A 19,049-nucleotide genomic window follows, 5' to 3' on the forward strand; every position below is an offset into this window, starting at 1 on the left:
CCATGATCAAGGCACTGCACGAAGCCGGCGTGAAGTCCGAGTGGGCCTACACGGCGGGTTTCGCCAGCATCGGGCTGTCGTTCCTGGCCTGGGCCATCTCCCGGCAGGCCGAGGACGCCGGGGTGGACCGCGCCGACCGCTGGGGCATCTTCGTGGGCCACTGGGCGCCCACGTTCTTCGGCGTCGGCCTGGCGCTCAACACCTACGAGAAGTGAGGACCGCGTGAGCGAGACCACCTCCAGCGCCGAGAAGGACCCCGAGGACTGGACGACCGGCGACGAACCGGTGACCGGCCCTCAGCAGAGCTACCTGGAGACCCTGGCCCGCGAGGCCGGGCGCGAGGTCCCGGAGGGACTGACCAAGGCGAAGGCGTCGGAGCTGATCGACGAGCTGCAGCAGCAGACGGGTCGCGGGGCCTGAACCACCGCGCGGACCAGCTCGTCGAGGTCACCCGCATCTACTGCGAACCGGCGGCCGCGGACCTCCCCCGCGGCCGCCAGGTCCTGGACCGCTGGCCGCAGGCCACCGTGGTGCCCGTGGAGAGCCACTGGCGCATCCCCGAGGTGCACGGCGACGAGACGAACGTGGACCGCTGGGTCCGCATCAAGCGCGAGGCGCTCGTCCTGGGCGTCAAGAAGTCCCTCACGACCCGCCCCAACGGCCGCTCGGCCGACTTCATCGCCCCCTCGACGGCGAACGGGTGCGCCATGGCGTGCGCCTACTGCTACGTGCCGCGCCGCAAGGGCTACAGCAATCCCATCACGGTCTTCGCCAACATCGAGCAGATCACCGCCCACGTCCGCCGGCACGTCGCCCGGCAGGGTGTGAAGACCGAACCCAACCAGTGCGACCCGGACAGCTGGGTCTACGACGTCGGGGAGAACAGCGACTGCTCGGTGGACGCGCAGATCTCCGACAACGTCGACGACCTGATCACCCTGTTCCGGGACCTGCCGACGGCGAAGGCGTCGTTCGCGACCAAGCACGTCAACCGACGGCTGCTGACGCTGGACCCGCAGGGACGCACCCGCGTCCGGTTCTCCCTGATGCCCGCCCGGGTCGCGAAGCTGCTGGACATCCGCACCTCCCCGGTCCCCGAACGGCTCGCCGCGATCGACGACTTCGTCGCGGCCGGGTACGAGGTGCACGTCAACCTCTCCCCCGTCGTCGTGCACGAGGACTGGCTGCCCCGGTGGGCCGAACTCCTCGACCAGCTCGGGGACGCCACGAACGCGACGACCAAGGCGCAGCTGCAGGCCGAGGTGATCTTCCTGACCCACGAGGAGAACCTGCACCGCGTCAACCTCGGCTGGCACCCCAGGGCCGAGGACCTGCTGTGGCGCCCGGCCATGCAGGAGACGAAGCGCTCGCAGTCCGGCGGCCTCAACGTCCGGTACCGCTCCGGGGACAAGGGCCGCTACGTGCAGCAGCTGCTGGACCTCATCGCCGAACGGGCCCCCTACCTGCGGGTGCGCTACGCGTTCTGAAGGGTCAGAGCGGCGGTCATGAACGCCAGGTGGCTCAGGGCCTGGGGCAGGTTCCCCCAGAACGAACCGTCGGCCGGGTCCACCATCTCCGTCCACACCCCGACGTCGTTGCCCAGAGCCAGGGTGCGTTCGAGCAGGTCGACGCCCTCCTTCCCCCGACCCACGGACCCCAGGGCGTTCGCCGCCCAGAACGAGCACGCGAGGAACGCCTTCTCCTCCTCGGCCGCCCCGGAGTACCGGTACAGCAGCGGACCGTCGGACAGCTCGGCCAGGACCGCGTCGATCGTCGAGGACATCCGCTCCCCGGAGTCGAACCCCGAGGCGGCGTGCAGCAGCACCGACGCGTCGAGCTGGTCGGTGCCGGGGTACCAGACGTAGGCCTGCCGCTGCGGCGACCAGCAGTGCTCGTCGATCCAGGTCCGGATCCGGTCCGCCTCGCGGCGCCAGCGGTCGAGCTGGCCGGGGATGTGACCGCCCTCGGCGAGCTGCACCGCGCACTCCAGCGCCTGCCAGCACGCCATCTTCGAACTCGTGTAGTGCCGGCGCTCCTCCAGCTCCCACATCCCCGCGTCGCGCCGGCGCCACAGGTCGCACGTGTGGTCGGCGACCCCGGCCAGGAACCGGGCCGTCTCGATGTCCAGGACGTTGCCGTCGAGGACGTACTGGTGGACGAGGTCGAAGATGTCGCCGTACACGCCGAGCTGCAACTGACCGGCGGCCCCGTTCCCGGAGACCACCGGCCCGATCCCCCGCCACCCCGGGACGTCGTGGCGCACGAGGCCGTCCGGCTGGTGACCGTTGAGCCGCGACAGCACCGGCAGGTCGGGCTGCTGGCGGCGCGCGACGCGCAGCAGCCACGAGACGTGGGCGTGGACGTCCTCGAACTCCCCCAGCGCGATGAGGCAGTGCAGGCTGTAGGTGGCGTCGCGCAGCCACGCCATCCGGTAGTCCCAGTTCTTGCCCCCGGCCGCGCTCTCCGGCAGGGACATCGTCGCGGCGGCCGCCACCGCCCCGGACGGTTCGTGGGCCAGCAGCTTGAGGATCAGGGCGCTGCGCAGCGTCTGCTCGCGCCAGGGCCCGTCGTAGGTGAACTGCTCGCTCCAGTTCCGCCAGTGCTGCACCGTGTGGTCCAGGTTGCGCCGGATCCAGGCCGTGCTGGGCATCCGCAGCGGTTCGCCCTGGCTGGACAGCAGGGCCAGCAGGTGCTCGGAACCGGGTGAGGTGCGGAATCGCCCCGAGACCTCCCGGTCCTCGAACGTGGTGTTGCCCACGTCCACGGCCCGCACGGCCATCGTGACCGCGTCGACGCGCAGCACGGCCCCGTTGCCGGTGTCCTCGGCCCAGGAGGAGTAGGCGTTCAGCCCCGACCCCGGGGAAACGCACCAGGCCATCTCGACCTCGCCGTCCAGCCCCTCGACGAACCGGCACAGCTCCCCCCAGGGCAGCCGGCCCGTCGCACCCAGGTTCATGGAGTCGGTGACCCGCACCCGCCCGGTGGGGGTCGTGTAGAGGCTCTGCAGCACGTTGGTGCCCGCGACGTAGGCCCGGGCCACCGTCCACTCACCGACCGGTGCGAGCGAGAGGTGGCCGCCGTCCTCGCCGTCGAGCAGCCGGGCGAACACGGGCAGGGAGTCCAGGTCGGGCAGCGGCAGCCAGTCGATGCCGCCGTCCTCGGCGACCAGGGCGACGGTGCGCCCGTCGCCGATCGCGGCGTAGGAGCGCAGGTCGACGTACCCGTCGCCATCGCGGACGCAGTGGTTGAACGTGGGCACACCCCACCTGACCAGCCGTGCCGACGGTTCGCACGCCGAAGAGCGGGTAGGACCCGACCATGACGAGCGAACGCCCCGAGTCCACGCCCGCGCAGTCCCTCGAGCACCCCGGCTCCTTCGCCGACATGACCCCCGTGCCCGACCACGGCGAGGACAGCTACCGCGGCAGCGGCCGGCTGGCCGGACGCCGCGCGGTGATCACCGGCGGGGACTCCGGGATCGGCCGCGCGGTCGCCGTCGCGTTCGCCCGGGAGGGTGCCGACGTCCTGATCGTCCACCTGCCCGAGGAGCAGGCCGACGCCGACTCGACGGTGCAGCTCGTCGAGGCCGCGGGCCGCAAGGGCCTGAGCCGGGCCGGGGACGTCCGCGACGAGGCGTTCTGCCGCAGCGTGGTCGACGACGCCGTGCGGGAGTTCGGCGGCCTGGACGTCCTCGTCAACAACGCCGCCTACCAGATGTCGGTGGACAGCCTCACCGACCTGTCCAGCGAGCAGCTCCTGCGCACCTTCACGACCAACGTGTTCGCGACGGTGTGGCTGATCCAGGCCGCCGTCCCGCACCTGCAGCCCGGTTCGTCGATCGTCAACACCGTCTCGGTGCAGGCCGACACCCCCTCGCCCGCGCTGCTGGACTACGCCATGACGAAGGCCGCGCTGGTGAACCTCACCACCAACCTCGCCCAGGAGCTCGGGGAGAAGGGCATCCGCGTCAACGCCGTCGCCCCCGGCCCCGTCTGGACGCCCCTGATCCCCGCGACCATGCCGCCGGACCAGGTCGAGGACTTCGGCACGCAGACCCCCCTCGGTCGTGCGGGTCAGCCCGCCGAGCTCGCGCCCGCCTACGTCCACCTCGCCTCGGTCGAGTCCAGCTACACCAGCGGCGCGGTCGTGCGCGTCGCGGGAGGGAACTGACGTGGAGTTCTCCGACGCGGTGAACATGACGCCGAAGGAGCTCGAGGACTGGCTGGAGACCGACGAGTCGAAGTCCGTGGGGGTCGGCGAGGGCGAGTCGGTCGGGCACCGCTCGGGCCGGCGGATCGTGGAGATCCTGCGCACGAAGAAGGGCGATCTCACCGACGCCGACCACGACCACATGACGAAGGTCGCCGGGTACGTGGCCCGGCACAGCGCCCAGCGGCCGGACGGCGACGTCACGGAGACGAAGTGGCGCTACTCGCTCATGAACTGGGGGCACGACCCGCTGAAGTGAACGTGCTGAGGTGAACATCCGGTGCCGGTCGCGTTCCAAGTGGTCGCGACCGGCGCGAACCGGTACCACTGGACCATGAGCAACGTGACCGAGAGCATCGACGTCAGCGTCCCCGTCCGCACGGCCTACGACCAGTGGACCCAGTTCGAGTCGTTCCCCCACTTCATGAACGGGGTCGAGTCGATCACGCAGACCGATAAGACCCACACGCACTGGAAGACGAAGATCGCCGGGGTCGAGCGCGAGTTCGACGCCGAGATCACCGAGCAGCACCCCGACGAGCGCGTCGCGTGGAAGAGCGTCGACGGCAAGCAGCACGCCGGGGTCGTCACCTTCCACCGCCTCTCCGACGACGAGACCCGGGTGACCGTCCAGCTCGACTGGGACACCGAGGGCATCGTGGAGAAGATCGGCGCCGCGGTCGGCGCGGACGACCGTCAGATCAAGAAGGACCTGGAGCGCTTCAAGGACTTCATCGAGTCCCGCGGCGGCGAGACCGGCGCCTGGCGCGGGGACGTCACTCCGCCGAAGTGATCCGCCCGGCCCGCCCGTTCGACACCGGGGGCCTTCACGCGGGGGTCGTGCCGCTCGTGCGGCACGACCCCCGTGTGAGGTGGTGAGGGTCCGGCACGGGGCGCGAACTCCTGGCACGATGAAGGAGTGCAGCAGGACGAAGCTGGTCCGTTCCCCGTTCCGCTGGAGGATATCGAGGCGGCTCCGCCGACCGACGCCGTGAAGGTCTTCGCCCACCGGCTGACCGAGGAGTTCGGGGCCGGACGGGTCAGCTTCCTCATCACCGACTTCGCCGGCCGGTCCCTGATCCGGCTGGGCGAGGGCACGAAGCACGAGCAGGTCCCGCTGGACGACGAGGACCTGCCGTACGGGCTGGTCGTCGTCGAGCAGCAGGTGCAGGTCGTCCCCGACGGAGCGGGCGCGCGGGTCCTGGCCCCCGTCACCGCCCGCGGGGACGCCATGGGTGCGCTGGACCTCGTGCTCCCTTCCACGCCGGACGAGGGGACTCTGGACCGCGTCGCTGCGGCCGCGCACGCGCTGGCCTACGTCGTCACCACCGAACGCCGGCACACCGACCTGTACTAGTGGGGCCAGCGGACCCGGCCGGTGTCGCTGGCCGCCGAGATCCAGCGCCAACGGCTGCCGGACGCCTTCACCTGCGAGGCGGGCCAGTTCACGCTCGCGGCCTGGCTGGAACCGGCCAGCACGGTCGGCGGTGACGCCTTCGACTACGTCCTCGACGGCGACCGGTTGTTCCTGTCGATGACCGACGCCATGGGCCACGACGTCGACGCCGCGATGCCCGCCACCTTGACGGTCGGCAGCCTGCGCAACAGCCGGCGGGCGGACCAGGACCTGGCGGAGATGGCCGCGACCGCCGGGCGGGCCATCGCCGAGCACCGGTCGGGGCTCGGGTTCGTCACCGGGCTGCTGCTGGACGTGCGGCTGGACGAGGGCACGGTCAGGGTGGTCAACGCCGGCCACCCGTTGCCGCTGCTGCTGCGCGGCGGGCGGGTGCAGCCCGTCGAGCTCCAGCCGAACCTGCCGCTGGGAGTGCTGCCCGAGACGGAGTACGCCGTGCAGGAGTTCGCCCTCGAACCCGGGGACCGCCGGATGCAGGAACGGAACGCCCACGACGTGGACCTCGAGGGGTTGCTCGTGCGGAACGCCGACGTCCACCCCCGCCAGCTCATGCAGATCCTCACCAGCGCCGTGCAGGAGGCCGTCGAGCACGGCCCGCGGTCCACGTCCCTGGCCGACGACGCGACGGCGTTGTGCCTGCAGTGGCACGGGTCGGGCGGGACGCGCCGGTCCGCGGCGGGCGCGAGTTCCACGCCCCGGTGATCTGTTGTGCCCGCACACGGACGGAGGTGCGGTGCGGCGAGGTTGAGGAGCCAGCCTCGGTGACGGGGCCGATTCCCGTCGTCCCCAGCGCTGGAGCGACTCGTGCGACGACCCGTCCTCGACACCACCGGCCCGCGCGCCCTGTCCCCGACCTGGCCCACCCTCCAGGAACCGCCGCTGCGCCTGCGCGAGGCCCCCGAGACCGACGACGACGGGCGAAGGCACCTGGAGCTGACCGGTGAGTTCGACGCCGCGTCCGTGGAACTGGTCTGCGCGGCCGTCGAGCACCTGCTGCGCCCCGGGCAGGACGTCGTGGTGGACGTCGGTGCCGTCACCTACTGCGACACCGCCGCGGCCCGCGCCCTGCTGGCCTGCGCGCACCAGGCCACCGCGGCCCGCCGACGAGTGTTCGTCGTCAACGCCCGCCCGTTCCTGCGACGTCTGCTGGCCTCGGTCGGGGCGGAGGATCTCCTGGGCCTCGACGCCCCCTGACCCGCGCTCGCGGCGAGGTCGAGGGTTCACCGCCGGGGTGGGCGACGTGGAGTTCCCCTCACGCGCACGGGCGCGTGACACCCACGACCGCGTCGAGTCCCACGAGGCGGAACACGCGGCGCTGGAACGCGCGGACGTTCACCAGCCGCAGGGTCGTCCCCGCGGCGCGCGCGTCACGCGCGCACACGAACAGCGCGTTGCAGGCGCGCACGTCGCAGAAGGTGACATCGGCGAGGTCGAGCACGACGTCCTGCCCCGAGCGCAGGACGTGGCCGACGACGACGGCCACGAGGTCGGCCGTCTCGACGCCGAACTCACCCCCGAGCAGGACCGTACGGCCCATGGGGTGCGAGGTGACTCTCAGCCGGAGTCCTGGCGTCTCGGCGATCAGAGCGGTGGCGGGTGCGAGCGTGGTCGCGGTGGTGGTCATGGCCGGGCCCTTCGTGAGCTCGACGCCCCAGGGCTCCCCGCTCCGCGGCATCGTCGCCGAGGCTGGGTGTGCAACCTTGGGGGAACCGTACGTCACGCAGCGGGCGACGTACACCCGCTCCGTGACGGTCGGCTCACTGGATCCGGCCGCCGGCCGTCGGCCCGTGGTAGGTCGCGGCGGTCGCTTCGGTGTAGCGCCGCGGCAGGACCAGTCCCAGGACGACCATGCCGAGCCCGAGCCCGAGGTGCAGCCAGTCGTCGGCCGTGTTGAGCGGGACGAAGTTCGCCGAGCTCTGCTGGTCGACGACCAGCCCGTAGATCCACAGCACGAGGTAGGCGATCCCGCCGAGGACGAGGTAGGCCTTGGCCAGGGTGGCGCTGTGCGACAGCAGGACGCCCACGAGCCCGAGCCCGAGGTGCAGGAGGTTGTGCAGGACCGACACCTGGAAAACGCCGAGCAGCATCGCCATCGAGTGGTGTCCGGCTCCGGCCAGGGAGCCGTAGTTCGTCGTGATCCCCGGGACGAACCCCAGGACCCCCACGACGAGGAAGGCCAGCCCGACGACGAGGGCTGCGCGGGAGACCGCGGGGCGGTGGACGGACAGGCGGGACGACGTCGAGCTCTTCGTGGTGCTCATGAGGCCTCCTGGAGGACGGCCGGGGTTCCCGGCGGTGGGGCGGCCGCGGGCTCGACCTCTTCGGTGGCGGCGCACGCCACCCACGGGTGGGTGCACCTGCTGGACCGTTGACGCACCGGTGCGGAAGGTCCGTACCGGTGCGTCGACGCTCCGGAAGGGGTCAGGGCCGGGGGTCCATCCGCACCCAGCTCCGTCCCCGCGCCCGGCCGCCGGTGGCGGCCTGGCACGTCGGGCAGGTCCAGCGCACGGCGTCGGCGCTGCTGCCCGTCAGCGGGTCGAGGTCGGCGAAGTCGACGTGCGGGAACCGGATCAGCCCCGCCCGCCGCAGCGGGACACCGCACGCGGTGGCGTTGTTCCCCTGCTCCCAGGCGTGGACCTCCCCCGCCGGCAGCCGACTGCCGCCGTCGGGGGGGGTGTCCACGACCCGCTCGCCGCCGACTTCACCGGTGGTCCCTCAGTGCTTGTCGCCGGTGATGGCGTCCTTGACCTTGGTCACGACGTTCTCCGCCTGCTGCGCCACGCCGCCGACGGCGTTGCCGGGCTTGCCGGGACCCTGGTTGCCGTCGTAGGTGACGAACTGCAGCGGGTCCGGCGCCGGGAGGACGCCCTGGTCGTCGGTGAGGGGACGCAGTTCCTCGGCGCGCAGCGGCTCGCCGTCGACGAGGCTGTTCGCGGTGGCCCACAACCCCTCCCCGGCGCGGCTGCCGTCGGTGCCGGTGTAGAACACGTGGGCGGCGTCCTTGTTCTCCCACTCGCCGTTGGACTGCTCGACCTGGGTCTCGATGAACCCGTCCTCGATCAGCATCTGGATGCCCAGGAGCCACTGCTGCTGGTGGTAGGTGTCGCGCGCCAGGTTGAACGCCAACATGTCCTTGACCCCGCGGTCGTCGGTCATGTTCGCGATGCGGCTGGTCATGAGACGGCTCTGCGCCTCGGCCGCGACGTTGGACCGGAAGTCGGTGAGCAGGTTCCCGCTGGCGACGATGTAGCCCGCGTTCCACGGATTGCCCAGGGAGTCGGTCGGGCGGGCCCCGCCGCCGGAGACGATGGCGTGCTGGGGGTTCTGCCCGCCGAGCACGGCGGCCAGGGCCGGGTTGGCGGCGACGGCCTTGGCAGTCGTCTCACCGGGAGCGCCTTCGAGCAGACGGGCCTGCATGACGGTGAGCATCTCGACGTGGGAGATCTCCTCCGTCCCGATGTCCATGATCATGTCCTTGTACTTGCCGGGGACACGGCAGTTCCAGCCCTGGAACAGGTACTGCATCATGACGGTCATCTCGCCGAACTGGCCGCCCACGAGTTCCTGGAACTTGGCGGCGAACAGCGCGTCGGGCTTCTCGGGTTTCGCGGTGAACTGCAGTTCTCGGGTGTGCCGGTACACGGTGTTCTCCTCCTGCGTCGGTGGTCAGGAACGGACGCGCTCGATGAGGCCCTTGGCGATCTGCGAGGGCTTCTGCTGCTCGCCCTGCTGCACGGTCATCACCAGCAGGACGCCGGTGAGCGCGGGGATGGACCACTGCAGCGCCTTGAGGCGCTTCTGGGCCTGCGCCACCTCGTGCGGGGTCTGCTCGTTCGGCTCGGTGGCCCCCGCGGCCGGGGCCGGGGAGTTCTTGCCCAGCTTGGCGCCCTGCAGTCCGGAGTAGGCCGTCACGCCCATCGCGGCGAGGGTGAGGACGGTCTTGAGCGCGGTGTTCTGGCCCGCGCCCTTCTGGGTCGCGACCCGTCCCGCGTTGCCCGCGATGAGGCCGATGCCCCCGACGGTGTGGGCGGCGAGGGCCACGGCGTTGACCGGGGCCCACTTCGCCCACCCGGCGGCGGCGATCTTCGTGCGTTCGGACGGGTCCGACGCCGCGGCCGCGGCACCGTTGAGGCCGACCGCGCCGAAGAGGGAACCACCGAACCAAGCCGCGAGGCCGGCGTCGTGGAGCGTGCGGATGAACGTCTGTCGTCCTGCCATGGGGAAACGGTCCTCCTGAGGAGTAGGAGACCCGTCGGGCGGGCGCACGTACCCGCCGGGAACGGGCCCGGACGTGTCGGCGAGGTTTGCACCGGTGGCCGCAGAACGCGGCCACGGCCACTGTGACCCCGCTCCCGGGGCCGTGCACCTCAGAACCGGATCACGAGTGGCAGAACGTCGCGGCGATCGCGGCGGCGACGGCACGACGCTGCTCGTCGGACAGGGCAGCTCCCCGGTCCCCGAACTCCTGCCCGACGTCGCTGGACAGCATGGCGGGGTCGTCGCCGCGCGCCTGCTGCTGGCACACCAGGGCCGCGGCGGTCACGGCCTGGTCGCGGTCGTCGCCGAGGCCGGGGGCGATCACGTTCAGCTGCGCGAGGAGTTCGGTGGTCTGGGCGGCGTCGGGGCTGGCCGTGAGCGTGGTCGGTGATTCCGTGTCGGTCGCCGGCTGCCCCTGCGTCGGGCCGGGTTGCGACGTGACGGTCGACGGCACGTCCGTCGCCGCCACGGTCGCACTCGGTTGGTCTTGGCGGTTGTCGGCGTTCTTCGAGCACCCGGGCAGGACCGCCAGGCTGACGGCGACGATCCCCAGGAGGACGGTGTGACGGCGCATGCCCGGCACCTACCCCCGCGCGGTGTCCTCAACCGGTGTCCTCAACCTGTGGGTCCGGCCGGCACGCTCCCGCCCTCGCACCTCACCCCCGCCGGGGAGCGAAGCCGGCCCCCCACCGGGCGAAGGCGATCCGGCGTTCGGCTGCGGACCGTGGCCCTCGTCGTCCACTGGGAGCGCGCCACCGCCGGTCCGCGGCCCGGCGGGACGCAGGCCCGGGACTTGAACCAAGCAGGTTCCGGGCCGCCCCCACCTCAGGTCCGCAGCGAGAGGCTGGGCGCGACCCCGAAGGCCTCCCGGTAGGCCCGGGCGAACCGGTCCGGGCGCACGAACCCCCACCGCGCCGCGATCGCGGCGACGGTGGCTCTCCCGGTGGGGTCCGCCGCCTGGAGCTCGCGGTGGGCGTTCTCCAGCCGGACCCGGCGCAGGTAGGCGGTGGGCGTGACCCCGAGGTGGGTGCGGAAGGCCAGCTGCAACGCCCGGGCGCCGACCCCCGCCGCCGCGGCGATGTCGTGCAGCGTGATCGGCTCCGCGGCGTGGGCGTCGACGTGCGCGACCGCCCGGCGCACCGTGGCGGGAGCCACGGACCCGGGTCCGGGCAGGTAGCCGCCGCTCTGCGTGCTGTTCGCGAACGTGGTCAGGGCGCTCGTCGCCACGAGATCGCTCACAGCCGCGGTCACCAGCGCGTTCCCCCGGCGACGGGGTCGTCGAGGTGGTCCCGGACGAACCGCATGAGCCGCAGCCAGCTGCGCCGCGCCGGCTCGGAGACCGGGGTCAGCCCCTCGAAGCGCAGGCCGTGCGGAGCGGTGCCGAACCGTTCCTCGACGATCCGCTCGACGAGGGACAGGGGGACGCGGACGGTCACGGCCTGCGTGTCCTGCCACCAGGAGGAGATGGCCGCGTCGGTGGGGTACCGGAAGACGACCCCGGGCCGCATGTCCACCTGCTCGCGTCCCACCGCGTACCGCGACGACCCCCGGACCCCGGCGGCGACGAGGAAGGAGTCCATGGGCGCCAGCTCGGCCCGCATCCCCGTCGTGAACCGGACGCGGTCCGCGCCCAGGTCACCGGACGACGCGGCCCGGAACTCGCACAGGAACCGGTCCCCCGGCCGGGAGAAGGCGATGGGGTTCTCCGGGCAGTACACCTCGCTCAGCATCGAGTGCGCCACGTCGGGCTCCCGCGTGGACACCTCCAGGACCTCGACCGCCACGTGTCCACTCCCTCCGGACCGGGAGCGCACCGCCGCAGGTTGGACGCCGGCTCCTCCGGCGCGTCCACCGCAGCCCCGGGGGCGGGCACCGGTCACGGGTCGGACGGGACTGCGACGGACCGGTCCCGGCGGCCGCGGACGCCGCCGGTCGCACCGTCCGGTCCCCTCCCGGCGTCCGGAGTGCTTGACTGGGGAGACGCTCGAGCAACGGGTGCAGCACCAGCGACGAGGTGCGTCATGGAACCGCGACCACGGCCCGGTTCGTCCGGGCAGGCGCACGGCCTGAGCGACGTCGTGCGCGCAGCCCTCACCGATCCACACCACCCCGGGGCCCGCAGCCTGCGCCGGACGTTGCTGGACCTGGGCTGGTCACCCCCGCCGGCCCGACCTGCCGCACCGCGGGTGCCCGGGGAGGAGACGGCGCTCGTGGAACTCCTCGCCGCCGGGTTCAGCGCGCACGAGGCCGCTGCACAGCTGGACGTGCCGTTGCGCGAGCTCGGTGCGCGGCTCACCCGGTTGCGCCTGCACCACGGCTGCACCGGGACCGCGACGGCCCTGCGCAGGGCGAGCGCCGCCGCGGCGAGCGGGACCGGTCCCCCGGGACCGGGACACTAGGGTGGAGCCCATGCCCACCCGCGACGTCGTGCTGGTCGGGGCCAGCGCCGGAGGCGTCGAGGCGCTGCGATCGCTGGTCGCCGGTCTGCCCACCGACCTGCCCGCGACCGTGCTCGTCGTCCTGCACGTGCCCCCCACGGGCGCCAACGCCCTCGCCGCCATCCTCGACCGCGCGGGGCCGCTGCCGGCGCGCCCGGCCGCCCACGGCGAGCAGCTGCGGCACGGGGAGGTGCTGGTGGCCACCCCGGACCTGCACCTGCTGCTGACCGACGACCACGTCGCCCTCGGCGCCGGGCCGCGGGAGAACGGGCACCGGCCCGCCGTGGACACGCTGTTCCGGTCCGCTGCCCGGGCCGTGGGGTCGCGGGCGATCGCCGTCGTCCTGTCCGGCGCGCTCGACGACGGCGCCGCGGGGCTGGTCGCCGTCCGCGCCCAGGGCGGGCTGGGGGTCGTCCAGGACCCCGCCGACGCCCTCTACGACGGCATGCCGCGCGCGGCGGTCGAGGCGGCCTCCCCCGAGCACGTCGTCCCGCTGAGCGCGTTGCCCGGGTTGCTGGCCCAGCTCACGAAGCAGGAAGCTCCTGCCCGTCCCGCAACGCGCGAGCTGCTGGAGGAGGAGATCGCGGTGGCCGAGTTCGACCTGACGACGACGGGGTCCGACGACCACCCGGGCGAACCGTCCGGCTACTCGTGCCCGGACTGCTCGGGCGTCCTGTGGCGTATCGAGGACCACGGCCTGCTGCGGTTCCGCTGCCGGGTCGGGCACGCCTGGAGCCCGGACAGCCTGCAGGACAAGCAGACGTTCGAGCTCGACGGGGCGCTGTGGATCGCGCTGCGCAGCCTGGAGGAACGGGCCGCGCTGGCCCGGGAGATGAGCGAGCGGGCCCGCGCGAACGGGCACCACCTCACCGCGACGCGGTTCGGCGACCGGGCCGTGGAGACGGGCGAGGCGGCCCGCACGATCCGGCGGTTGCTGACCTCGCGGGCCTTGCGCGGTCCCGACGGCGAACGGACCGCCGAGGCCGCTGCCCCGCACACGCACTCTGCGCCGCAGGGACCGGACGACGAAACGAGCCTGTGACCACGTGACCGAGCACGGCGACGAGACCGAACCCGTCCGCGGGACGACGGACCAGTTCGAGGGCCTCCTGGAGCACCTCAAGGAGGCCCGGGGGTTCGACTTCACCGGCTACAAGCGCGCGAGCCTGCTGCGGCGGGTGCACCGACGCATGGACGACGTCGGGGTCAGCGGCTACGAGGAGTACCGGGACCGGCTCGAGGTCGACGCCGACGAGTTCACCGCGCTGTTCAACACCATCCTCATCAACGTCACCTCGTTCTTCCGGGACACGGACGCGTGGGACAAGCTGCGCACGGACCTGCTGCCGCAGTTGCTGTCCCAGCGCCCGTCGGGCCCGATCCGGGCCTGGAGCGCGGGGTGCGCCTCGGGACAGGAGGCGTACACCATCGCCATCTGCCTGGCCGAGATCCTGGGCCCGGACGAGTTCCGCGACCGCGTCAAGATCTACGCCACGGACGCCGACGACGAGGCCCTCACCCACGCCCGCACCGCGACGTACACCGAGCGCGAGGTCAAGAGCCTGCCGCCGGAACTGCTGGAGAGGTACTTCGAGCCCAACGGCAGCCGGTACACCTTCCGGCAGGACCTGCGCCGGTCGGTGATCTTCGGCCGCGCCGACCTCGTCCAGGACGCACCGATCTCCCACGTCGACCTGCTCACCTGCCGCAACACCCTCATGTACCTGACGGCCGAGACGCAGGCCCGCATCGCCGAGCGGCTGCACTACTCCCTGAAACCCGAGGGGCTCCTGTTCCTCGGCAAGGCCGAGATGCTGCTCAGCCAGTCCGCCCTGTTCAGCCCGGTCGACCTGAAGAACCGCTTCTTCCGCCGGGTCGGCGGCAGCCGCACCCCGCACCGGATCACCGCGACCGTCGCCCCGGCCGTCTACCCGCCCGTCTCCGACGACTCGGCGACCCTGCGCGCCGAGGCGCTCGCGGCGAGCCCCGTGGCGCAGATCGTGCTCAACGCCCAGGGCGAGGTGGTGCTGTCCAACCACCGGGCCGACACCCTGTTCGGCCTCACCCCGGCCGACACGGGCCGGCCCTTCCAGGACCTCGAGGTCAGCTACCGGCCGGTGGAGCTGCGCTCGGCCGTCGAGCAGGCCCACACCCAGCGCCGCACCGTCTGGATCCGCGACGTCGAGTTCACCCGGCCCCGCTCGGACCGGCAGTGGTTCGACGTGCAGGTCGTACCGCTGCGCAACCCGCAGGGGCACGCCCTGGGCACGGCCGTGGTGTTCATCGACGTCTCCCGGTCCCGGCAGCTGCAGGACGAGCTGGAGGATGCCCACCGCCAGCTCGAGACCGCCTACGAGGAGCTGCAGTCGACCAACGAGGAGCTCGAGACCACGAACGAGGAGCTGCAGTCGACGGTCGAGGAGCTGGAGACCACCAACGAGGAGCTGCACTCCACCAACGAGGAGCTCGAGACGATGAACGAGGAGCTGCAGTCGATGAACGACGAGCTGCAGAACTCCAACCACGAGCTGCGGCTGCGCACCGACGAGGTCAGCGCCCTGAACGCCTACATGGAGGGGGTCTTCGCGAGCCTGCGGGTCGGGGTGGCCGTCGTGGACGCCGACATGCGGGTGACGGTGTGGAACGCCTGGGCCGCGGACCTGTGGGGCGTGCGCGCCGACGAGGCCGCCGGCCAGCACCTGCTGAACCTCGACATCGGCCTGCCGCTGATCGAGGTCGGGCCGGCCGTGCGCACGGTCCTGGCCGGCGAGGAGCTCCCCGCCGAGGACGGCACGTTCCTGCTCGAAGCGGTGAACCGGCGCGGGCGCTCCATCCGCGTCCAGGTCACCGTCAGTTCGCTGGCCGGGGCGTCCGGTCGGTCCGGGGCCATCGTCGTCATGGACCAGCTCGACGACGCCTGACCCCGGCCCTGGCCCCGGTCAGCGGCCCCGCGCGGGGGACTCGCGCCGCACCCGCCCCAGCGCCTCGACGAGCAGGGGCTGCAGGTCGTGGCGCGAGGGGTCGGCCACCGCGAGCGCCGCGAGGTCGCGCAGCTTCACGTTGCGGTCCATCGAGAGCCGGCTGAGCGCGGCGAAGGCCTCCTCGACGCTGCACTGCAGCCAGCCGGCGATGAGGCCCTTGGTCTGCTCGATCGTGGCGCGCGAGCTCATGGCCACCTTGAGGTTCTCGGCCGTGGACCGCAGCTCGTCGATGCGCTGCAGGTCGTGCAGGACGGCCGCGGCGGCCTCGGCGAACACCAGAGCCCGGTCGACCTGGACGTCGGCCCCGAAGACGTCGGCGTCGCGGCCGTAGACGGTCAGGACCCCGCGGGCACCGTCCTGGCCGCGGATCGGCACCGCCACCGCGCTGGCGGCGGGCAGTTCCCCGGCGAGGGCGGCCAGGTCGGGCCAGCGGGGGTCGGAGGTGAGGTCGTGGGCCACGACGGGGGCGTCACCACCGCGGGCGTCGACGGACGGTCCCTGGCGCGTGCGCCACTGCGCGCCGTCCATGCGCTGGGCCTGCTCGGAGTCGGCGGCGAGCTCGTCGGGGTCGGCGGGGTCGCCCAGGACGACGCTGGTCCAGGAGGCGCCCACGACGGCGGTGGTGGCCAGGACGGCGATCCGGGTCAGCAGGTCGTGCAGGGAGCGGTCGCCGATCCCGAGGGCCGTCAGGCCCGAGACGGCCCGCAGGGCGGCCGCGTCGGCGGCCCGCTCGTCGGGGGTGCCGGCCCCGGGCTGGGTGGCGAAGACCCAGGTGAGGCTAGTGCGGCCGTCGGGGTGGCGCCCACCGGCGGTGAGCACGACACGGACCTCGCGCACGGGACCGGTGCGGGGGGTCAGGACCAGGACGCCCTCCGCGTGACCCGTGGTGGCGGCCCGGGAGACGAGGTCGCGCGCCGCGCCGCGCCCGTCGGGGTGGACGAAGGCCTGGACGGGTTTGCGCGACAGCCGTCCCACGGCGATGCCGAACAGCGTCCCCGCCGCCTGGTTGGCCTCCACGACGCTGCCGGCGGCGTCGGTGACGACCACGGGCACCGGGACGCTGCGGGCGATGGCGCTCACCGTGTGCCTGGCGTCGAGCTCACGGGCGACGAGGTCGTCGATCTGGCGCTGCTGGGCGGCCAGCTCGTCGTCGGCGACGGCGAGCTCCTGGGACACGACGGTGAGGCGCAGGAGGAGTTCATCGTCGGACGTGCTGGTCCGGTCCCCGGACATCGAGAGCCCCTTGCGGTCGTGACACCGTGGGTTCGATGGTCACCGCATCCTGCCGACGGTGAGCGCGGTCGGCAACTCCGTTCAGCCGCGCCGGCGGAGCCGGCCACCGGCGGCGAGGACGCGCAGCGCCGCCAGCACCTCCGGCGACAGCCCGGTACCGTGCGAGGCGCCGTCAGCCAGGTTCGCGGCCAGGACCCGGACCTTGACGTTGAGGTGCTGCGACAGCGTGCTCAGGCTCCGCCAGGCGGTGTCGGCGTCGCAGCCGACGGCGTGCATGACGATGCCGACGGCGTGCTCGATGGGGGGCCGGTTCTCCAGGGCGGTGCGCAGCTGACGGGTCTCCTCCTCCAGGGCCTGCACCCGGGCGCCGGCCTCACCGCACGCGCGCCGCGAGGTCACGAACCGCTCCTGGACCTCCTGGGCCAGCTGTTCGGAACGGGCCACGACGACGCGGGCGCGCTCGACGGCGTCGCGGCTGCGCTCCCCCGCCGTCCGGGCGCGCAGCCGGGCCACGGCGAGGTCCTCGGCCAGGGACCGCACCCCGTCGCCGACGGGGGCGTGCTGGTCGGGATCGGCCCGGGCGAGCAGGTCGGCGACCGGCTCGGGCTGCACCCAGCCGAGGTCGAGCAGCGCCCCCAGGGCCTCGATCGCGTCCGCGACGCGGTCCAGGACGCCCTCGTCGTCGGCTCCGTCGCCGGGAACGCTGCGCTCACCGAACGCCCTGCGCAGGCGTTCCCCCAGCGCTGGCTCGTCCACGTCCTGCTCCTCGATCAGGTCGGCGGGTTCGGGCACGTCGTCCCTCCTCGGTCTCGGGCCCCTCTCGACAGGTACACCCCGCCTGCGCGGGCTGCAGCCCGACGTCACCGGCGGGCCCCGTCCCCGACGGGCTCGGCGCCCGGCTCGGTGTCGGGGACCGTTCCGGCGACCGCGGCCGCCACGAGGTCCTGCGCGACGTGGCGCAGCTTGCGGTTGCTGTGCTGGGAGAGGGAGGCCAGGCGCGCGAAGGCGTCGTCGGGGCTGATGGCGTGCCGGGCGACGAGGACGCCCTTGGCCTGCTCGATGACGGCACGCGACTGCATGGCGATCTGGAGGTTCTCGGCACGCTCGCCGGCCTCGGCGAGGGCGGCGGCGTTGCCGAGGGCGACGGCCGCGTACTGGGCGAACAGCTCCAGCGCGCGCTGGGCCTGCGCCGAGACGGGCGGCGCTCCGGCGGCGGCGAGGTGGTAGGCGTTGATCGCGCCCTGGCAGCGCCCGGGGTCGGGCAGCCCGACGGCGACGACGCTGCGCACCCCGCGCCGGGCGGCGGCCACGGAGAAGTCCGGGAAGGCGTCGTCGTGGCCGGTGTCGTCGAGGCGGACCGTGCCGCCCGCCTGGGCGGCCGCGACGCACGGCCCGTACCCGAGGCTGTACTGCCGTTCGTCCAGGTCGGCCGCCAGGTCACCGTGGAACACGACGGTGCGCGGGGTCCCCTTGCGCAGCAGCGTGATCGAGACGTCGTCGACGCCGTCGACGCACTCCACGGCCAGGTCGGCCACGCGGCGCAGGACGGCGGACAGCGGCTGGTCGAGCAGGAGGCGCCCCAGCTCGAGGAAGGCGGCCTCGAGGGCCAGCGGCATCGGTGTTCCTCCCTGCCCGGTCCCGGCGGCGGCGCCGGGGGGCAGGGTGGGAGACGGGCATGGCCGGCCCTCCCACAGCCGTTTCCCCGTGGACGAGCCAGGAGTCGAGCGGACGTGCAGTGAGGCTGACGGTTCAACCGTTCACCGAACGTACACGACCGGTGCCGACTCCTGGCACCGTGCCCGGGTCAGACCTTCGGGGGTTCGGCCCCGGACGCGGCGTCCGTGCCGTCGTCGTCGGCCTCGGCGGCCTCTTCGGCGAAGCCGGTGTCGTTGCCGTAGCCCTGTTCCAGGGGCTCCTCGGCCATCTCCTCGGTACCGGGTTCCTCGGCGGGGTTGGTCATGGCGCTTCCTCTCGGTCGGTCACCGGATCTCTGGACGGGCGGGACGACGGGCGGCCAGTGGGGGTTCGTGCCCCGGCCGACAGGTCGTCGTCCACGGCGGCGCGTCTGCCTGCCCCTGGCCGGTGCAGCGTGATCACGGTAGGCGCTCAGCCGGGGGCGTGCCCGTCGGGAGAGGCAGGCAGGTCCTCGGCCCACACCGCCCGCACGGCCCGCCGGACGAAGGCGCCGGTCCCCGTCAGCTCAAGACGGGTGCCGTAGGCGTCGGCCCGTCGCCGGGCCGCGAGGAGTTCGTCGATGCCCGTCTCGTCGCACGCGGTGACCTCGCGCAGGTCGACGACGACCTCGTGCCGTCGGCGGGCCGCGTCCTCGAGGGCGTCACCGAGCAGGGAGGCGGTGTCGGAGTCGAGCTCCCCGGCGAGCGAGAGCCGGCAACTGCCCGGGGTGTAGTCGATGTCGATGCGCAACGCGAACCGCCCGTCGTGCGGCGCGTCGTGGGTGGGGGGATCCGTGAGCATCTGCGCTCCTGGCGTGGACCGGTGGCGGCTGGATCCTCAACC

26 protein-coding genes are annotated in these 19,049 nt (G+C 73.0%); 12 read left to right on the top strand and 14 right to left on the bottom strand.

Annotation, left to right across the window (positions count from 1 at the left end):
- The first annotated feature begins 2 nt into the window (after window positions 1–2).
- The 3 genes from CLV37_RS12870 to CLV37_RS12880 are packed head-to-tail and all read left to right on the top strand — an operon-like array spanning window position 3 to window position 1,487.
- Window positions 3–215: a hypothetical protein gene (locus CLV37_RS12870; RefSeq protein WP_106210925.1), complete on the top strand. Its 213-nt coding sequence runs from the start codon at window positions 3–5 to the stop codon at window positions 213–215.
- A 7-nt stretch (window positions 216–222) separates the two neighbouring features.
- A complete protein-coding gene (locus CLV37_RS12875; RefSeq protein WP_106210928.1) occupies window positions 223–420 on the top strand; it encodes a DUF3072 domain-containing protein in 198 nt (65 codons plus the stop codon).
- Complete coding sequence (locus CLV37_RS12880) at window positions 417–1,487, top strand: spore photoproduct lyase family protein (RefSeq protein WP_106210930.1); 1,071 nt, start codon at window positions 417–419, stop codon at window positions 1,485–1,487. The genes CLV37_RS12875 and CLV37_RS12880 overlap by 4 nt, the downstream gene beginning before the upstream one ends.
- Here the strand turns inward: CLV37_RS12880 and CLV37_RS12885 are convergent.
- Entirely contained in the window at window positions 1,475–3,259 is a 1,785-nt protein-coding gene (locus CLV37_RS12885) for a glycoside hydrolase family 15 protein (protein ID WP_106210932.1), read from the bottom strand. The genes CLV37_RS12880 and CLV37_RS12885 overlap by 13 nt on opposite strands.
- Window positions 3,260–3,318: 59 nt before the next feature.
- On the opposite strand from CLV37_RS12885, the gene CLV37_RS12890 reads away from it, so the two are divergent.
- The 6 genes from CLV37_RS12890 to CLV37_RS12910 all read left to right on the top strand — a co-directional run bounded on the left by CLV37_RS12890 (window position 3,319) and on the right by CLV37_RS12910 (window position 6,817).
- Window positions 3,319–4,170 (top strand): SDR family oxidoreductase, encoded by an 852-nt coding sequence (locus tag CLV37_RS12890; protein ID WP_106210934.1) that lies wholly within the window; start codon window positions 3,319–3,321, stop codon window positions 4,168–4,170.
- Window position 4,171: 1 nt separating this feature from the next.
- Window positions 4,172–4,468 carry a DUF3140 domain-containing protein gene (locus CLV37_RS12895; protein ID WP_245885391.1) on the top strand — a complete coding sequence of 99 codons (297 nt, stop codon included), beginning with the start codon at window positions 4,172–4,174 and terminating at the stop codon, window positions 4,466–4,468.
- 75 nt (window positions 4,469–4,543) lie between these two features.
- Window positions 4,544–5,002, top strand: coding sequence for an SRPBCC family protein (locus CLV37_RS12900; RefSeq protein WP_106211364.1), 459 nt, complete (start codon window positions 4,544–4,546; stop codon window positions 5,000–5,002).
- Between the two features lie 126 nt (window positions 5,003–5,128).
- The gene (locus CLV37_RS28095) at window positions 5,129–5,566 is read left to right on the top strand and encodes a hypothetical protein (RefSeq protein ID WP_211298610.1); all 438 of its coding nucleotides are present in this window, start codon (window positions 5,129–5,131) and stop codon (window positions 5,564–5,566) included.
- 21 nt (window positions 5,567–5,587) lie between these two features.
- Complete coding sequence (locus CLV37_RS28100; protein WP_211298611.1) at window positions 5,588–6,325, top strand: PP2C family protein-serine/threonine phosphatase; 738 nt, start codon at window positions 5,588–5,590, stop codon at window positions 6,323–6,325.
- 102 nt (window positions 6,326–6,427) lie between these two features.
- Window positions 6,428–6,817 (top strand): STAS domain-containing protein, encoded by a 390-nt coding sequence (locus tag CLV37_RS12910; RefSeq protein WP_170127240.1) that lies wholly within the window; start codon window positions 6,428–6,430, stop codon window positions 6,815–6,817.
- Between the two features lie 58 nt (window positions 6,818–6,875).
- Here CLV37_RS12910 and CLV37_RS12915 read toward each other — a convergent pair whose 3' ends face one another.
- The 8 genes from CLV37_RS12915 to CLV37_RS12950 form a co-directional block, all read right to left on the bottom strand.
- The gene (locus tag CLV37_RS12915; protein WP_170127241.1) at window positions 6,876–7,247 is read right to left on the bottom strand and encodes an STAS domain-containing protein; all 372 of its coding nucleotides are present in this window, start codon (window positions 7,245–7,247) and stop codon (window positions 6,876–6,878) included.
- Window positions 7,248–7,380: 133 nt separating this feature from the next.
- Entirely contained in the window at window positions 7,381–7,884 is a 504-nt protein-coding gene (locus tag CLV37_RS12920; RefSeq protein WP_106210940.1) for a DUF4383 domain-containing protein, read from the bottom strand.
- A gap of 160 nt (window positions 7,885–8,044) precedes the next feature.
- Complete coding sequence (locus tag CLV37_RS12925; RefSeq protein ID WP_106210942.1) at window positions 8,045–8,305, bottom strand: hypothetical protein; 261 nt, start codon at window positions 8,303–8,305, stop codon at window positions 8,045–8,047.
- Between the two features lie 33 nt (window positions 8,306–8,338).
- Window positions 8,339–9,265: a manganese catalase gene (locus CLV37_RS12930; RefSeq protein WP_106210944.1), complete on the bottom strand. Its 927-nt coding sequence runs from the start codon at window positions 9,263–9,265 to the stop codon at window positions 8,339–8,341.
- 24 nt (window positions 9,266–9,289) lie between these two features.
- Window positions 9,290–9,841 carry a hypothetical protein gene (locus CLV37_RS12935; protein ID WP_106210946.1) on the bottom strand — a complete coding sequence of 184 codons (552 nt, stop codon included), beginning with the start codon at window positions 9,839–9,841 and terminating at the stop codon, window positions 9,290–9,292.
- Between the two features lie 160 nt (window positions 9,842–10,001).
- A complete protein-coding gene (locus CLV37_RS12940) occupies window positions 10,002–10,454 on the bottom strand; it encodes a hypothetical protein (protein WP_146149391.1) in 453 nt (150 codons plus the stop codon).
- 251 nt (window positions 10,455–10,705) lie between these two features.
- Window positions 10,706–11,119: a helix-turn-helix transcriptional regulator gene (locus tag CLV37_RS12945; RefSeq protein ID WP_211298612.1), complete on the bottom strand. Its 414-nt coding sequence runs from the start codon at window positions 11,117–11,119 to the stop codon at window positions 10,706–10,708.
- Window positions 11,120–11,127: 8 nt separating this feature from the next.
- Window positions 11,128–11,664 (bottom strand): AraC-like ligand-binding domain-containing protein, encoded by a 537-nt coding sequence (locus CLV37_RS12950; protein WP_106210951.1) that lies wholly within the window; start codon window positions 11,662–11,664, stop codon window positions 11,128–11,130.
- A 237-nt stretch (window positions 11,665–11,901) separates the two neighbouring features.
- Between CLV37_RS12950 and CLV37_RS27050 the strand changes: the two genes are divergently transcribed.
- Genes CLV37_RS27050 through CLV37_RS12965 form a run of 3 tightly spaced genes read left to right on the top strand, consistent with a single transcriptional unit; the run spans window position 11,902 to window position 15,239 of the window.
- Window positions 11,902–12,279 (top strand): hypothetical protein, encoded by a 378-nt coding sequence (locus CLV37_RS27050; RefSeq protein ID WP_146149393.1) that lies wholly within the window; start codon window positions 11,902–11,904, stop codon window positions 12,277–12,279.
- 10 nt (window positions 12,280–12,289) lie between these two features.
- Window positions 12,290–13,360, top strand: coding sequence for a chemotaxis protein CheB (locus CLV37_RS12960; RefSeq protein ID WP_106211368.1), 1,071 nt, complete (start codon window positions 12,290–12,292; stop codon window positions 13,358–13,360).
- A gap of 4 nt (window positions 13,361–13,364) precedes the next feature.
- Complete coding sequence (locus CLV37_RS12965; protein ID WP_106210956.1) at window positions 13,365–15,239, top strand: CheR family methyltransferase; 1,875 nt, start codon at window positions 13,365–13,367, stop codon at window positions 15,237–15,239.
- A gap of 18 nt (window positions 15,240–15,257) precedes the next feature.
- On the opposite strand, the gene CLV37_RS28855 is transcribed toward CLV37_RS12965, so the two are convergent.
- The 5 genes from CLV37_RS28855 to CLV37_RS12985 all read right to left on the bottom strand — a co-directional run bounded on the left by CLV37_RS28855 (window position 15,258) and on the right by CLV37_RS12985 (window position 19,007).
- On the bottom strand, window positions 15,258–16,532 hold the full coding sequence (locus CLV37_RS28855; protein ID WP_106210958.1) for an ANTAR domain-containing protein: 1,275 nt from the start codon (window positions 16,530–16,532) through the stop codon (window positions 15,258–15,260).
- Window positions 16,533–16,613: 81 nt separating this feature from the next.
- Window positions 16,614–17,324, bottom strand: coding sequence for an ANTAR domain-containing protein (locus CLV37_RS12975; RefSeq protein ID WP_170127242.1), 711 nt, complete (start codon window positions 17,322–17,324; stop codon window positions 16,614–16,616).
- Between the two features lie 68 nt (window positions 17,325–17,392).
- Window positions 17,393–18,148: a GAF and ANTAR domain-containing protein gene (locus CLV37_RS12980; protein WP_106210962.1), complete on the bottom strand. Its 756-nt coding sequence runs from the start codon at window positions 18,146–18,148 to the stop codon at window positions 17,393–17,395.
- A gap of 188 nt (window positions 18,149–18,336) precedes the next feature.
- Window positions 18,337–18,492, bottom strand: coding sequence for a hypothetical protein (locus CLV37_RS27625; protein ID WP_170127243.1), 156 nt, complete (start codon window positions 18,490–18,492; stop codon window positions 18,337–18,339).
- Window positions 18,493–18,638: 146 nt separating this feature from the next.
- The gene (locus tag CLV37_RS12985) at window positions 18,639–19,007 is read right to left on the bottom strand and encodes an STAS domain-containing protein (protein WP_106210964.1); all 369 of its coding nucleotides are present in this window, start codon (window positions 19,005–19,007) and stop codon (window positions 18,639–18,641) included.
- Between the last annotated feature and the right edge of the window lie 42 nt (window positions 19,008–19,049).

Source organism: Kineococcus rhizosphaerae, from assembly GCF_003002055.1.
GTDB lineage: Bacteria > Actinomycetota > Actinomycetes > Actinomycetales > Kineococcaceae > Kineococcus > Kineococcus rhizosphaerae.

Coding starts and splice junctions, on each gene's coding strand:
- CLV37_RS12870 (WP_106210925.1), top strand. CDS start 3: ATGATCAAGGCACTGCACGAAGCCGGCGTGAAGTCCGAGTGGGCCTAC.
- CLV37_RS12890 (WP_106210934.1), top strand. CDS start 3,319: ATGACGAGCGAACGCCCCGAGTCCACGCCCGCGCAGTCCCTCGAGCAC.
- CLV37_RS12900 (WP_106211364.1), top strand. CDS start 4,544: ATGAGCAACGTGACCGAGAGCATCGACGTCAGCGTCCCCGTCCGCACG.
- CLV37_RS12915 (WP_170127241.1), bottom strand. CDS start 7,247: ATGACCACCACCGCGACCACGCTCGCACCCGCCACCGCTCTGATCGCC.
- CLV37_RS12920 (WP_106210940.1), bottom strand. CDS start 7,884: ATGAGCACCACGAAGAGCTCGACGTCGTCCCGCCTGTCCGTCCACCGC.
- CLV37_RS12935 (WP_106210946.1), bottom strand. CDS start 9,841: ATGGCAGGACGACAGACGTTCATCCGCACGCTCCACGACGCCGGCCTC.
- CLV37_RS12940 (WP_146149391.1), bottom strand. CDS start 10,454: ATGCGCCGTCACACCGTCCTCCTGGGGATCGTCGCCGTCAGCCTGGCG.
- CLV37_RS27050 (WP_146149393.1), top strand. CDS start 11,902: ATGGAACCGCGACCACGGCCCGGTTCGTCCGGGCAGGCGCACGGCCTG.
- CLV37_RS12960 (WP_106211368.1), top strand. CDS start 12,290: ATGCCCACCCGCGACGTCGTGCTGGTCGGGGCCAGCGCCGGAGGCGTC.
- CLV37_RS28855 (WP_106210958.1), bottom strand. CDS start 16,532: ATGTCCGGGGACCGGACCAGCACGTCCGACGATGAACTCCTCCTGCGC.
- CLV37_RS12980 (WP_106210962.1), bottom strand. CDS start 18,148: ATGCCGCTGGCCCTCGAGGCCGCCTTCCTCGAGCTGGGGCGCCTCCTG.
- CLV37_RS27625 (WP_170127243.1), bottom strand. CDS start 18,492: ATGACCAACCCCGCCGAGGAACCCGGTACCGAGGAGATGGCCGAGGAG.
- CLV37_RS12985 (WP_106210964.1), bottom strand. CDS start 19,007: ATGCTCACGGATCCCCCCACCCACGACGCGCCGCACGACGGGCGGTTC.